Origin of the sequence: Gordonia sp. AC31 (genome assembly GCF_031844505.1) — a bacterium.
Taxonomy (GTDB): domain Bacteria; phylum Actinomycetota; class Actinomycetes; order Mycobacteriales; family Mycobacteriaceae; genus Gordonia; species Gordonia hongkongensis.
On sequence record NZ_JAUZVK010000001.1, the window covers coordinates 1 to 13731 of the forward strand.

At 66.2% G+C, this 13731-nt stretch carries 12 protein-coding genes; all 12 read right to left on the minus strand.

What is annotated here, in order from left to right; all coding sequences use genetic code 11:
* Positions 1-379: 379 nt before the first annotated feature.
* A complete protein-coding gene (locus tag Q9R39_RS00005; protein WP_058251873.1) occupies positions 380-1771 on the minus strand; it encodes a glycosyltransferase family 2 protein in 1392 nt (463 codons plus the stop codon).
* The gene (locus tag Q9R39_RS00010; protein WP_078113190.1) at positions 1768-2778 is read right to left on the minus strand and encodes a hypothetical protein; all 1011 of its coding nucleotides are present in this window, start codon (positions 2776-2778) and stop codon (positions 1768-1770) included. The genes Q9R39_RS00005 and Q9R39_RS00010 overlap by 4 nt, the downstream gene beginning before the upstream one ends.
* Positions 2775-3719 carry a WcbI family polysaccharide biosynthesis putative acetyltransferase gene (locus Q9R39_RS00015; RefSeq protein WP_058251825.1) on the minus strand — a complete coding sequence of 315 codons (945 nt, stop codon included), beginning with the start codon at positions 3717-3719 and terminating at the stop codon, positions 2775-2777. Before Q9R39_RS00015 ends, Q9R39_RS00010 begins: the two co-directional genes overlap by 4 nt.
* 216 nt (positions 3720-3935) lie before the next feature.
* The gene (locus Q9R39_RS00020; protein ID WP_058251824.1) at positions 3936-5078 is read right to left on the minus strand and encodes an acyl-CoA dehydrogenase family protein; all 1143 of its coding nucleotides are present in this window, start codon (positions 5076-5078) and stop codon (positions 3936-3938) included.
* Positions 5079-5171: 93 nt separating this feature from the next.
* Positions 5172-6782 (minus strand): AMP-binding protein, encoded by a 1611-nt coding sequence (locus Q9R39_RS00025; RefSeq protein WP_091344346.1) that lies wholly within the window; start codon positions 6780-6782, stop codon positions 5172-5174.
* Positions 6772-7899 (minus strand): glycerol dehydrogenase, encoded by a 1128-nt coding sequence (locus tag Q9R39_RS00030; RefSeq protein ID WP_058251823.1) that lies wholly within the window; start codon positions 7897-7899, stop codon positions 6772-6774. Before Q9R39_RS00030 ends, Q9R39_RS00025 begins: the two co-directional genes overlap by 11 nt.
* Complete coding sequence (locus Q9R39_RS00035) at positions 7896-8885, minus strand: transketolase family protein (RefSeq protein WP_058251822.1); 990 nt, start codon at positions 8883-8885, stop codon at positions 7896-7898. Before Q9R39_RS00035 ends, Q9R39_RS00030 begins: the two co-directional genes overlap by 4 nt.
* Positions 8878-9720 (minus strand): transketolase, encoded by an 843-nt coding sequence (locus Q9R39_RS00040; protein WP_078113193.1) that lies wholly within the window; start codon positions 9718-9720, stop codon positions 8878-8880. The genes Q9R39_RS00035 and Q9R39_RS00040 overlap by 8 nt, the downstream gene beginning before the upstream one ends.
* Positions 9721-9723: 3 nt before the next feature.
* Entirely contained in the window at positions 9724-10521 is a 798-nt protein-coding gene (locus tag Q9R39_RS00045; RefSeq protein ID WP_058251820.1) for an SDR family NAD(P)-dependent oxidoreductase, read from the minus strand.
* Positions 10518-11954 carry an MFS transporter gene (locus Q9R39_RS00050; RefSeq protein ID WP_058251871.1) on the minus strand — a complete coding sequence of 479 codons (1437 nt, stop codon included), beginning with the start codon at positions 11952-11954 and terminating at the stop codon, positions 10518-10520. Before Q9R39_RS00050 ends, Q9R39_RS00045 begins: the two co-directional genes overlap by 4 nt.
* A 132-nt stretch (positions 11955-12086) precedes the next feature.
* Positions 12087-12788 carry an HAD family hydrolase gene (locus Q9R39_RS00055; protein WP_078113194.1) on the minus strand — a complete coding sequence of 234 codons (702 nt, stop codon included), beginning with the start codon at positions 12786-12788 and terminating at the stop codon, positions 12087-12089.
* Positions 12785-13708, minus strand: a complete 924-nt coding sequence (locus tag Q9R39_RS00060) for a phosphotriesterase (protein ID WP_078113195.1) — start codon at positions 13706-13708, stop codon at positions 12785-12787. Before Q9R39_RS00060 ends, Q9R39_RS00055 begins: the two co-directional genes overlap by 4 nt.
* Between the last annotated feature and the right edge of the window lie 23 nt (positions 13709-13731).

Here is a 13731-nt window from a genome sequence, read left to right on the forward strand (position 1 = left end):
TCCGGAGGCGAAAGTCACCAACGGGCCGACCCTGGACCCCTATTCGCGGTTGGGCTCCGAGCAGAACGCGCAAAGCCGACTACAACGAAGTACGAGAAGCGTGTCTTGCTTTGCTCCCGGACGGATTGCGCACACTACAGACGTGCCTGACCGACCAGGCGTGACCGGAAGCGGCTCAGCCGTCTCCGCCCGTGCCCGCGAGACCTACGTGTCCTCACGCCCTTACCAGTGGAAGTCGGCATTGTGGCCAGCGCAGAATCCACGCGGTGGCGAAACCAGCGGAACGGGTTCACAACCCGTCCAGTGTCAGTTCGAGTTCGACCGGGGCCCCAGTCACACCAGAGCATGTCGCGCTCACGGACCAGGTCCTACTCGCCACTCACCAGGACAACACTGGTTCAGTGTCGCCGACGACGATCCCGACATCGCCGTGGTCCACCGTCCGAACCCCGAACAGCCGGTCGAGAAGCTCGTCGGCCGCCAGGTCGGTGTGCGCCTCCCAGCGCCGGACGCGGTGGCGTGCGCGCGACGACGCGATCGTCACCGACGCCGACGGCGTTCCGCCGAAATCCACCGTCACCTGGCCACACTCCCCCGGCGCGACCTCGACGGTGAGCCGTGCGAGCGAGTCGCCCGAGAAGACCACGGACCCGGTGATCTCGAGGACGAATCTGCACCGCGACAGCGTCGACGCGTCCGGGCTACCGGTCCGGATTCGCGAATCGTGCACGCCCAGCTCGGCGAGCAGAGTGTCGGCACGTGCGCCGACGAGCCAGATGGCCGCATCCACGCTGCGACCGTCCGCCCCACGCAGTACGCTGCCGACCGTTCGCATCAGCGACGCCGCGGTGTGTCCCTCGGCCGACATCACCACGACGACGTCGGGGATCGAATACAGGAGTCCGACTGTCCGGGCCGCCGGATCGGTGACGAGCGGCGCGAGCGCCAGGGCTTCGGCGTTCTTCTCCGAGATTCGTTCTGAAACCGGACGCTCGGCCCAGTCGGGACCGTCGTGCCACGCGACCGCTTCGGGTTGATGCGCGAACACCGCTCCCATCATAAACGCCCGGTTCGCGAACTCCCAGTCCTCTCCCCCGTACCGGACGAACGACGGATCGAACCCACCGATGTCGTCGAACAGCTCACGGCTGCAGGTCATCACCGCGCTGATCATGTACTTGTAACCATCCCAGCCAGGGGCCAGGAGATCGGCCGTGCGATCGTACGCGTCGACCAGCCACCCGGGTTCGCACTCATGCGAGCGTTCGAGATGCCCCTGTGCGCACAACCATTCGTGCATCCCATCCGGGCTGACCTCGCCGAGATCAGCATGTTTGCGCCGACCGACGACGAGCGCGTCGGGTGCCGCGGCCGGCAACCGGACCGCGTGGCGGATGTACCCGGCTGTCGGAATCGTGTCCGCGTCGAGGAAACACAGGATCGCGCCGTTGGATGCGGCGACCCCCAGGTTGCGGGCGGCCGCCGCCCGAAAGCCCTTGTCCTCCTGCGACACCACCGTGATCGTCAACCGGGACGTCCACGCGGTGACGTCCGGCGAACAGGACGAACCGTCGTCGGCCACGACCACCTCCAGGCGATCAGCCGGGTAGGTCTGGGCCGTCAACGCCTCCAGGACCAGCGCCAGTTGACGAGGTTGGTTGTAGTACGGGATGACGACACTCACCAGCGGCGTCGGCGCGGCATCGCCGATCAGGTCCCACCGGTTGTCGGGCACGACGGTCCGACCATCACCGAGCCCGACGACCGTCACGCACTCCACCGCCGCAGCAGCCGCTCGTGCTCCAGCCCGACATCGACGGCCGTGGGCGACGGAACCACGGACGGATCGATCCAGGTGCCCGCAGGATGCGCGAACGCATGCTCGATGGCGGCCTGCAGCGCATCGTCATCGTTCGCGTGCATCGTCAGCACGCCCGGGGACCGCGCGGCGAGTTCCTCGGTGTAGGTGGTGCGCGGGACCAGTGGCCTGCGCCCGGCGGAGATCCAGGAGTTGATCGAGCCGGATGCCGACATGTGCCGGTGATAGGCGACGGGGACCGTGACCTCGGCCGACGCCCGCCGGAGTTCGTCGTCGGTCAGGTAGCCGGTGATCTCACACCGCCTACCCATGTCCGCCGCCAGCTTGGCCAGGTCGTCGGCCAGATCCTCGTGTCCGGGAGACGGGGTGCCGAGTGCGACGAAGCCGATTGACGGATCGAGACCGGACATCGCCCGGAGGGTCTCGAGATGTCCCTTCCCGGGATACAGGTAGCCGAGCACGCCGACCGTCGATTCCGCTGTCGCCAAGGGCTTGTCGACCCGTCGGGAGTCGATCATCAGCGGAACGACCTCGACATCGATCGTCGGGTCGACGAATTCGGAGAACAACGACGCCTCGTGACGGCTCGACACGATCACGCCGGTCGCCGATCGGGCTACCGACCGGAAGAACTCGATGCGTGCCTGCATCGACCGCCCGTCCGATGGCTGGGGCAGGTCGTGCAGCGTCACCGAGACCGGTCGGCGCAGACCCGCGATCATCGCGAGCAGATTGTCGCGCGCCTGCAGGGGCGTGCGCCCGAACAGACGATCTGTCACATGCAGGTGCACGAGCGCGCAGTCGGCCAGTCCCGCCGGCAGGCCGGCGCAGGGTGTGCGCATGTGCGCCAACCGATGATGGCCGCCCTCGGCGGTCACCGCGTCGTACACCGACTGCGCATACCGCACCACACCGTGCGACCGGGGCCCGACGAGGAGGTGTCCCAGGGGCCTCGTCATGCCAACCCCAGGATGTCGACGAGCTCGACGTAGCGGTCCAGCACGGCATCGATGAACTCGGGATGGTCTGCGTACCACTGCATCTGACTGCGGTGGACGACCTCCTCGGTCATCACCGCACCGTCGACGTCCCAGGCGATCCGCGCGGATGCGTCGATACCGAGCGCATCGATCACGCGTTGTTCCAGGGGCGCGCGAATGTTGCCGAGCAACTCCCGCGTCGGTGGGATCGGCGCCGACGCCCCGAGTGCATCGAGGATTCGACGACCGAGCGTCAGCAGCACCCGGTTGCCGGGATGGTTGATCGTGTGGGCGGCGTCCGCCCCGGCGTCGAGCAGGATGTCGGAGATCGCGATGTCGCACTGGCGGCGTTCGCGCATCGCGAGCTGTTCCACACTCCAGCGCTCCGCTTCTCGGAGGTGTTCGCCCGTGACGTGGACATCCCATTCGTCGAAAGATCTATGTCCGTCCCGCACGGCCAGGACCGTTCGCAGATCGTGATACGGCACAGCAGCGGGTACCGCGGACGGCTGCGCGGGATGTCGCGCGATGACCTGGAACGGATACAACCCGCCATATCGGATGACCGGCCACACGATGAACCTCGCGGACGGTGCCAGGTCGACCAGGTCCGGTCCACCGATCGGGAGTCCCCGGTAACCGGCGCGCACCGGCTGGGAGACGATCACCGCGGCTCGACGGACGAGGCGTTCGACGTGGTCGACGTCGGAGGACTCGAGTTCGTGGACCGGTGGGACGCGGACGGTACGAAACCGAAGGCCCGGGGAACTCGCCAGCACGATCCGCAACGCTTCGGCCTGGCAGTTTCCCCAGACCAGCAGTAGCTGCCTGTCGTCGGCCAGCGGGGGTTCGGTGACGCCGTAGAAGTCGCCGTAGTGCCTGGTTCGACCGTCGACCGGCACGTCGTCATGCGGAGTCACGGTTGCTCTGAAGTGGTCGAGAGACGCGATGGTCGCTGTGACATCGTCAGTTCTGGCTCCCCTCTGGAAACGCTTCGGCCGTACCCCCGGCTCCCCGTATAGCCGTTCAGCCCGCTAATGAATCATCGACTTGATCACTCCGGGGACCACCGGGACGGCGACGGCCCCGGTGAGCGGGTCACCGGGGCCGTCGCCCAGACGGGAGTCGTCACATCGTCACAGTGTCCGCGCGATGATCTCCTTCATGATCTCGTTGGTGCCGGCGTAGATCTTCTGCACACGATTGTCGGCCCACAGGCGAGCGATCGGGTATTCGTTCATGTAGCCGTAGCCGCCGAACAGCTGGAGGCATTCGTCGGCGACCACCATGGCGCGGTCGCTGGTCCACCACTTGGCCATCGCCACGGTGGGGATGTCGAGTTCGCCCTTGATGTGCTTGGTGATGCAGTCGTCGATGAAGACCCGGCCGATCCGGGTCTCGGTGGCCGCCTCCGCGAGTTTGAACTTGGTGTTCTGGAAGCTGAAGATCGGCCGGCCGAAGGCCGTGCGGTCCTTGGTGTAGGCGATGGTCTCCGAAACTGCCTTCTCCATTCCCGCCACCGACGCCACGGCGATGATCAGACGTTCCTGCGGGAGCTGCTGCATCAGCTGGATGAAGCCCTGCCCCTCCTCGGTGCCGAGCAGATTCGAGGTGGGAACGCGCACACCGTCGAAGGACAGCTCCGAGGTGTCCTGCCCGCGCTGGCCGACCTTGTCGAGCACCCGGCCACGACGGAAGCCCTCGCGGTCCGCCTCGACGAGGATGAGCGAGATGCCCTTGGCGCCCTCGGACACGTCGGTCTTGGCGACGACGATGATGATGTCGGCCTGACTTCCGTTGGTGATGAACGTCTTCGAGCCGTCGATGACGTACTCGTCACCCTGCTTGATCGCCTTGGTCTTGACGCTCTGCAGGTCCGATCCCGTACCGGGCTCGGTCATCGCGATGGCGCCGACGGCCTCGCCGCTGGCCATCTTGGGCAGCCACGTGGTCTTCTGCTCCTCGGAGCCGTACTCCAGGATGTAATGCGCAACGATGCCGTTGTGCAGGCTGACGCCCCACGAGCTGTCGGCGACGCGCGCCTGCTCCTCGATCAAGACGGCCTCGTGCGCAAAGTTGCCGCCCCCGCCCCCGTACTCCTCCGGGATCGACATGCAGAGAAGACCCAGCTCGCCGGCCTTGTTCCACAGGTCGCGGTCGACGTGGTGCTGCTCGATGAACTTATCGGCGTTCGGCTTGATCTCCTTCTCGCAGAAGCTGCGAGCCAGATCGCGCAGGGCGCTGAGATCGTCGTTTTCCCAAGAGGACCGTTCGGCCATGGTGCGAGTACCTATCCACGATTGACAGTATCAATGGCGAGCGTAACAGTGCTTGTTGGCAACGTTACGTTGGGATGACCGGAACGCTTTGTGTCAGCTGGACGCCCCACCACCGCGGAGCACGTTCTTCTGGATCTTGCCCGTCGACGTCTTCGGCAGTTCCGCGAACACGATTTCTTTCGGCACCTTGAACCGGGCGAGCGTCTTGCGCGCGAACTCGACGAGACCCTCAGCGGTCAGGCTCGCTCCGGCGCGCACGCTGACATAGGCGATCGGCACCTCGCCCCATCGTTCATCCGGACGGCCGACGACCGCCGATTCGACGACGTCGGGATGGCTGTCGAGCACCCGCTCCACCTCGACTGACGCGATGTTCTCGCCACCGGAGATGATGACGTCCTTGCTGCGGTCCCGGATCTCGACGTACCCGTCCGGATGCATCACCGCGAGATCACCGGTCCGCAGCCAACCGTCCAGGGTTGCCGCGGCAGTGGCCTCGGGATCGCGGTAGTAGCCGAGCATGACGTTGTTGCCGCGCACCACCAACTCGCCGATGGTCTCGCCATCGGCCGCGACATCGCCTCCTTCGTCGGACACGACTCGGACACGCCCTGCCACGATGTTTCCGATTCCCTGTCGCGCCTTGCGTACGGCGCGCACCTCGTCCGTGGCGTCATCCCACTCCGGCTGCCACTGGTTCACGACGATCGGGCCGAACGTCTCGGTCATCCCGTAGAGGTGGGTGATCTCGATGCCCAACCCGGCCATCCGGGCGAGGAGAGCAGGCGATGGTGGTGCACCTCCCGTCGCGGCCTGGACGACTCGATCGAGCCGAGCCGCCGACGGGTCTTCGGCGATCATGGTGAGGACCGTGGGTGCCGCGCTGAAATGAGTCACGTCGTCGTCGACGAGGTGACGCCAGATGAGTCCGGTGTCGATGCTGCGCAGGCAGACGCTCGTGCCGCCCGCGGCGATGACCGCCCACGTGAAACACCAACCGTCGCAGTGGAACATGGGGAGTGTCCAGAGATACTTCGACCCCGGACCTAGCCCGGAGTGGTAGGCCATCGCCACCGACTGCAGATACGCCCCCCGATGGTGGTACATCACGCCTTTCGGGCGTCCCGTCGTCCCGGAGGTGTAGTTGATCGCGAGCAGACCCCGTTCGCCGGTGTCCCGACGAATCGGGGCGCCCGCGTCTGCGAGCAGACGCTCGTACTCGTCCGAGCCGTCGGCCGAACCACCGATCACCACCCGAATTCCGACTGCTTCGCCGACCGCTCGTGCGCGATCAGCGAACTCGACCGTCGAGACGAGAACCGACGCGCCACTGTGTTCCAGGATGTAGATCAGCTCCGGTTCGGAGAGCCGGACGTTCAACGGCACCAGTACGGATCCGTGAGCGGGCGCAGCACTGTGCAGTTCGAGCATCACGTGCGAGTTCGCACACAACGCGGCAACACGGTCACCGGGACCGACACCGAGCTGTTCGATCACCGCGGTCAACCGCTGCACCCGATCGTGGAACTCGGTGTAGGTGAAGGAACGTGACCCGTCGATCACCGCGATTCGTCCGGCGAATGCCGCAGCGGCTCGATCCAGGAACGTGGCCGGACTGAGTGCGGAGAAGGCGAACTCGGCCGCGGGCGGCACCGGACTCCGGGCGCTGTCGATGTCCGGGTCCGGGCCGTGGTCAGTCACCATCGATCGCCGCCTCTTTCTCCACCTGTTCGATGGCCGCGATGATACTGGGGACCGATGCGTCGACCCAGGTGTTCGCGACGTGCGGCGCCGACGCCGCGGCGACAGCCAGAGCCTCGATCTCGGCGTTCGACGGTTCGCCCATGTCCAGATCGGCCAGCGAGGTCGGGAGACCGAGGGCACGGAGGAAGCTGCGGATCTCGTCGTGGTCGACCTCGGGATCGTCCTCGAGCGCCAGATGGACGAGCAACCCGTAGGCGACGTGGTAGCCGTGCAGGTGCGCCGACGACCCACGACCGACCTGCAATCCTCGCGTCATACAGTGCGCGATCGACAGGCCGCCGTTCTCGTAACCGATGCCCGACAACAGGATCACCGCCTCGACGACCGCCTCGAGCTCGGGGGTGACCTGGTGCGCGAGCGCATCGCGCACTGCAGCCTCCCCGTCGCGCAACAGGATTTGAGAACATCCATCGGCGACCACCTCGCCGATGATCAGCGGACGGGTGCCCTGCGTGGTGACACCGCGCCCTCGCGCACACGAGCGGGCCTCGTACTTCTTCGCGAGCGCGTCCCCGATGCCCGATACCAGAAATCGGATCGGTGCCTTCGCGATCACCTCGGTGTCAACGACGACCGCAGCCGGATTCGCGGGCAGACGACCGAGTTCCGACAGCCGTCCGAACTCGTCGTAGAGCGCGAACACACTGGCGGTGGGGCCGTCATTCGACGCGACCGTGGGGACCGAGACCATCGGCCGTCCGACGGTCTCGGCCACGCCCTTGGCGATGTCGAGCGCCTTGCCTCCCCCGATGCCGACCACCACGTCGCCCTGCCCGGCTGACACACGCGTCAGGGTGTCGGCGATGACGCCGCGCGTCACCGGTCCGGCCACCGGGATCACCTGGGCCCGTAGTTCGGCAGCGGCGAGCGACGCCTCGATACGCGCACCGAACAGTCCCGAGATGTCGGCGTCGATGACGACGATCGGCGCTCCCCCGATCTCGGCCACCACCCCACCGACGTCGTCGAGAACCCCTGGGCCCTGCAGATACTGTTGCGGTGCCGCGAACCGACGGGCGGTGCGGGCGACACCGATCCCGTCCAGCAGAGCGCTCATGCGTGCGGCCAGTTCCCGGTGATCACCGCGTGCGTGATCGCCGTCTCGTCGAGACCGAACAGGGCCTCGTTGTAACCCTGGGAACCGCAGGGGTGGAAGCGATCTCCCAGCCCGATCCTGGTCACCGGCACCGAGATCCCCCGGTCGGCCAGTGTCTCGACGACCGCGCTGCCCAGACCGCCCGAGCGCAAGCCGTTCTCGACCACGATCACCCGACCGACGTCTGCGGCGACTGCGGCGATGGCCTCGGTGTCCAGTGGCTTGATCGTCGGAACGTGCAGCACTGCCGCCGATACCCCGGCCGCCTCCGCGGACTCGGCCGCTCTCAGCGCGCGAGCCGTCATGAACCCCGTCCCGATGACGGCGACGTCTCGACCCGGACGCAGCATCCGTGCGCGGCCGATCTCGAACTCGAAGTCGTCCTCGTCGAACACGACGGGCACCTTGCCGCGCAGGTTGCGGATGTAGAAGGTACCCGGCGTGGCCGCGGCAGCGCGGATGACGTGACGGAGTTCCACCGCATCGCACGGATCGATGACCGTCAGATCAGGGATGGACCGCATCACGACCAGGTCCTCGAGGGACTGGTGTGTTGCGCCATAGGGATTTACGAGCCCCGGCGAACCGGCGACGATCTTCACGTCGGCCTTGCTGTGTGCGCATGACACGGCGATGAAGTCGAGGGCCCGGCGGGTGAGGAATGCTGCGTAGGTCGCGCAGAAAGCGATCTTGCCGACCTTCGCCAATCCCGCGGCCATCATCACCGCGTTCTGCTCGGCCATGCCGGCGTTGAAGTAGCGCTCCGGGAAGCGATCCCGGAACGGGATGATGTCGGAATACTTCGACATGTCGGCACTCAGTCCGACGATCCGCTCGTCGCGGGCACCGAGTTCGGCGAGTTCGGTACCGAAAGGCGCCCGCTCGTAGGGTCCCTCGACGTCGGCGATCTCGCCCATGCCGCCGGCACGGTTTTTGAGCTCAGCCACGATTCTCCTCCAGTTCGGCGATGAGTCCGGTCCACTCGGTGTCGTGGACGCGGACGAAATGTGCCCGTTCCCGGGCGACCAGCGTGGGCACGCCGGTCCCGGGAGTCGTCCGGGCGATCAGCACGCGCGGGACGTCTGCCGGCGCGGCTGCCAGCGCATCGAACGCCCGGACGAGAGCCTCGATGTCGTTGCCGTCGACCTCCTCGACCGCCCACCCGAAGGCGGCCCATTTGGCCGCGATCGGTTCCATGTCGAGCACGATCGGACCGTCGGCCTGGATTCCGTTGCAGTCCACCACGGCGGTGAGGGAGCCGAGACCGAAACTGGCGGCCGACATCGCCGACTCCCAGGTCGACCCCTCCTGCAGCTCACCATCGGAGAGTTCCACGATGATCTTCTGATCCCCACCGTCGAGGCGGAGCCCGAGCGCCATCCCGACACCCTGCCCGAGACCGTGTCCCAGTGAGCCACCGGCGATCTCGACTCCGGGCGTCTCGTCGAAAGTACTCATCGGCAGTTCGCTGCCGTTGAGTCCGTAGTCCGCGATCTGCTCCTCGGTCAGGATGCCCAGTTCGGCGAGCACCGCATAGAGCGCGATCGAGTAGTGCCCGGTGGACATCAGGAACCGGTCCCGGGAGGGCGAGTCCGGATCAGTGGCGTCGAAACGCAACTGCCGGAAGTAGATGACCGCGAGCAGGTCGGCGATCCCGAGCCCCTGAGCGATGTATCCCTCGCCTTTGTCCGCTGCCATTCGCATCATCGCCGACCTCAGCCGGAACGCGGTGTCGGCCAGTTGCGCGGTCGACGGGCGATCGATGTCGTTGTCTACGAGCATGTGTCAGGTGCCCTCTCTGGTCATCTCGGCGTCGGCCGAGTGGAATGTGCCGTCGATGGTGATCCCGCCGTCGACCCGGAGCACGGTGCCGGTGACGAACGACGCGTCCGTCGACGCGAGGAAGGAGGTGGCTGCAGCCACCTCGTCGGGAGAACCGAACCGGCGCATCGGTGTTCGATCTATCAGTCGCTTCTCATCGAGTGTTCCGGTGTCGAGACCCGTCCGCATCATCCCGGTGTCGATGTATCCGGGGGCCACCGCGTTGACCCGGATCCCGTGCGGTCCCCATTCGGCCGCGAGTGTGCGTGTGACACCCAGGACGCCGGACTTCGCGGCGGTGTACGCCAATCGTCCGGGTAGACCGAATGTCGAACCCACCGAGGCGAGATTGATGATCGACGCGTTGGGCGCCTCGCGGAGGAGGACGAAGGCCTCCCGGCTGCACCGCATGGTGCCGCCGAGGTGGACGTCGAGTTCGGCCTGCCACCGGCCGGAATCGATTGCCTCGGCCTGGGTCCGCGAAATGATACCCGCATTGTTGATCAGGACGTCGAGCCGTCCGAACCGCTGTCGCACGGCCTCGACCGCGCGGCGGACGGACTCGTCGTCGGTGACGTCGACGACCAGCGCGGACCCGCTGACGTCGGCGGCCGCCTGATCAGCACGTCCGGCGTCGATGTCGGCGATCACCACCTGGTGTCCGTCGGCCCGCAACCGTCGCGCCATGGCGAGGCCCAGACCCTGTCCGCCACCGGTGATCAGCGCCACCGAGCCGGGGATCGTCACACGTGCCCCGGTCATCGTCCGTACACCTCCCGTACCGTCATGTCGCCCTCGGCCGCGGCGATCTCGTTGGCGTCGTGCGTGGTGTCGAACGGCTCCCAGCGGATCAGCATGCAGATGGCCGCGCCGATCAGCGGCACCGCGACGAAGATGGTGATGGTGGTCGACAGCCCCAGCGACTCCGACATCCGCGGGAACGCGTACAGGCCGACGATTCCGCCGATGCTCTGCGAAATGGTGGCCAGCTGTCCGCCGCGACCACGCAGATCAGACGGGTAGGCCATCGCCGCCATGGTCAGACCTGACACACCGGGGCCCGCCGAGTGGAAGAAGATGAACATCGCCGGGACGATGAACGCCAGGAGCACGGGGAGCGAGTCGAAGAAGACGCCGAGGATCAGGATCATCGCGGCGACTGCCAGGAAGCCGTATTTCGCGGCGCCGTTCGCACCGAGTTTGGAGGCCACCCAGATCGACGCGATTCCGCCGACGATGCCGAACACGTTGAAGACGATGGAACCGAAGGTCGCCTCGCCGAAATTCTCACCGAACAGGCTGAGCGCGATGACCGGCAGGTAGTAGGCGACGGCGTAGTACTGCAACGCCTGCATCATGGTGACCACGTTCGCCAGGATCGTTCGTGCGCGGAATCGCGTGCTGAACAGTTCGGTGAAACGTCGCTCCTTCTTCGGCTCCTCGATGGCCGCGTCGAGATGACCGGTGGGATAGGTGGCCTCGATCCCGTACATCGCCTTCAACGACTTGGTCAGCTCCGGGAGTCTGCCCTTCTTGGCGAGCCAGCGCGGACTGTCCGGCATCAGCGCGAACTGCGCGATGGCGACGACGAAGGCGAACACGGCGGCGGTGACGAGTCCCCAGCGCCAGATGCTCAGTCCGACTTCGAGGTGGTACAGGCCCAGGACGATGGCCAACGCGACGACGGTCGAGATGTACCACTGGGCCTGCCAGAAGTTGAGCAGGTACTGCCGCTTCTTGGGCAGGTTCTCCGACAGGTAGGCCATCGCGACGCCCAGGTCCACGCCGTAGGCGGCGCCGGCGATGCAGCGCGCGAGGACCAGCATCGCGAAACTCGGCGCCGCGGCCATCATCAGCGCAGCGACGACCGCGACGATCTTGGCCACCACCATGATTCGCACTCGTCCGTAGCGGTCGGCGAGCAGACCACAGGTCGCGGCTGCGATGAGGGTCGCGACGTATCCGTACGCACTGACCAGCCCCACGCCGTTGGCGTCGAGGTTGAGCTGCTCACTCATCGGCGCAGTACCGGAGCTGAGTACCGCGAGGAAATAGGCCTCGAAAGCAATGCCGGCGAGTCCGAGCACCAGCATCAACTTGTGTCTGCGGGTCTTGATGTCCTCCGTGTCGACCAGGTCGTCGACCTCGGCGACCGAGGTGAATGCCCGATTCCGGGCAGGGAGTAGTTGGGTCATGAGGAATCCGTTCAGGAGCGCCCGCAGTTCCGACGGCGGGCGTGTCAACAGGTCACTGAATCGAGAAGTGTTGCGATCCAGCGTTTCAGGGACGGTTCAGCGCCTCATGGCGCCGGAACCGTGAGCGGTGAACTAGAGGTGCTTCAGCAGGTCGCCCAGTCTGTCGAGGAGATGGTCGGGTTCGTGATCGGCGAGTGTGTCGTGTCCGTAATATCCGTAGGCGGCACCCATCGTGCGGGTGCCCGCGGCGGCCCCGGAACGTATGTCCTGAGGGCCGTCACCGATGTACCAGGTATGGGCCGGGTCCAGCCCGGCCCGCTCCAGTCCGAGCAGGACGGGGGCTGGATGTGGCTTGCGTTCTCGGGTGTCGTCGGCGGTGACGATGGTTGCGAAGAGGTCGATATCGATGTCGAGGTACTCGAAATCCTTCTGCACCCGACTCATTCGCTTGTTCGTGACGATGCCGACGGTGATGTCGCGGTCGGCGAGCGCGGTCAGTGTCTCGCGCAGTCCCGGGTAGGCCGCCACCCGTTGATACGCACTCGAGATGTAGTGCGCCCCATAGGCACGTTCCAGATCGACCGGATCCCCGTCCGACCACCGGGCGAAGATCTCGGGCGGTCGTGGCGCCATCAGTATGCTCGGGTCCTCGAGTTCCCCGGGCAGCGGCCGGTCGAGCTCGTTCTCGAACGTCGCCCGATAGGCCTCGACGATCGCGAACCTGGAGTCGATGAGGGTGCCGTCGAGATCGAACAGCACCCCGTTCGTTGAAGTGGGAACACCGGTGTCCGCGCGGGCGGAATCGGTCTCTGCGGTGCTCGTCGGGGAACTCATGCCTGCCCCTCCCGGGGGGTGAAGGCGAAGAACTCGCGCGGATTGTCCACGAACACCCGCTCCGCGATATCGGCGGGCAGGCGATCGCGAATCTGCTTGAGCAGACCGGCGATTCCCGGCCCACCTCCGTGGTGGGGCTGATAGGAGGGTCGGCCGAGATCACCGGAGACCATGATCTTGGTGTAACCCTCGTCGAAAAGGCGTCGCACATAGTCGACCCGTAGCTCGTCCGATGGGTATTTCGGCTTGGTCCAGTGATCGAAACCCAGCCAGACCCCGGTCCGCGCGACCTCGCGTAGGTAGCCGAAGTCGAGGTTTCGATCCAGGTGCCCGATGAGGACGTGGTCCGGATCCACGCCCAGATCGGCGAAGCCGTTCGCCTGTAGGTCGCCGAGCGTGCCGGCCTGACAGTGCGTGGAGATCGGTGCACCGGTCATGAGATGCGCTCTGGCGACTGCCTGCTGGACCTTGCGCTCGTCGTCACGGATCTCGTCCGTCCGGCAGGTGCCGAACTTGATCACGCCGGCCGGTGCCGAGGTGTTGTCGATCCCGGCGGTGACATCGGCAACGAACCGCGCGGCGATCTCGTCGATCGATTCCGTGGCAACCGAGTCCGGATAGTAGATCCCCTTCTGATAGCCACTCGCGCTGACGATGTGCACGTTCGAGGCTTGGGCGACCGCCAGCAGTCCGGTTGCATTGCGCCCGTAATCGGCGGTTGTCATCTCGATGAGCGCGCCGCCGCCCAGCCCATCGAAGTCCGCGACCTCGGCGATGGCCGCGTCGACGCGATCGAGGACCATGTCGGGGTCTTGGTCCTGCGCCCACTTGGGCGGGTTCGTGAAGAGGTGCTCATGGCACAGGGTCACTCCGAGATTCTCCGGGGCGATGTCGCCGAGCACGGTTCTGATGACGGGCACGAGTTCTCCGTTTCGGGGTCGAG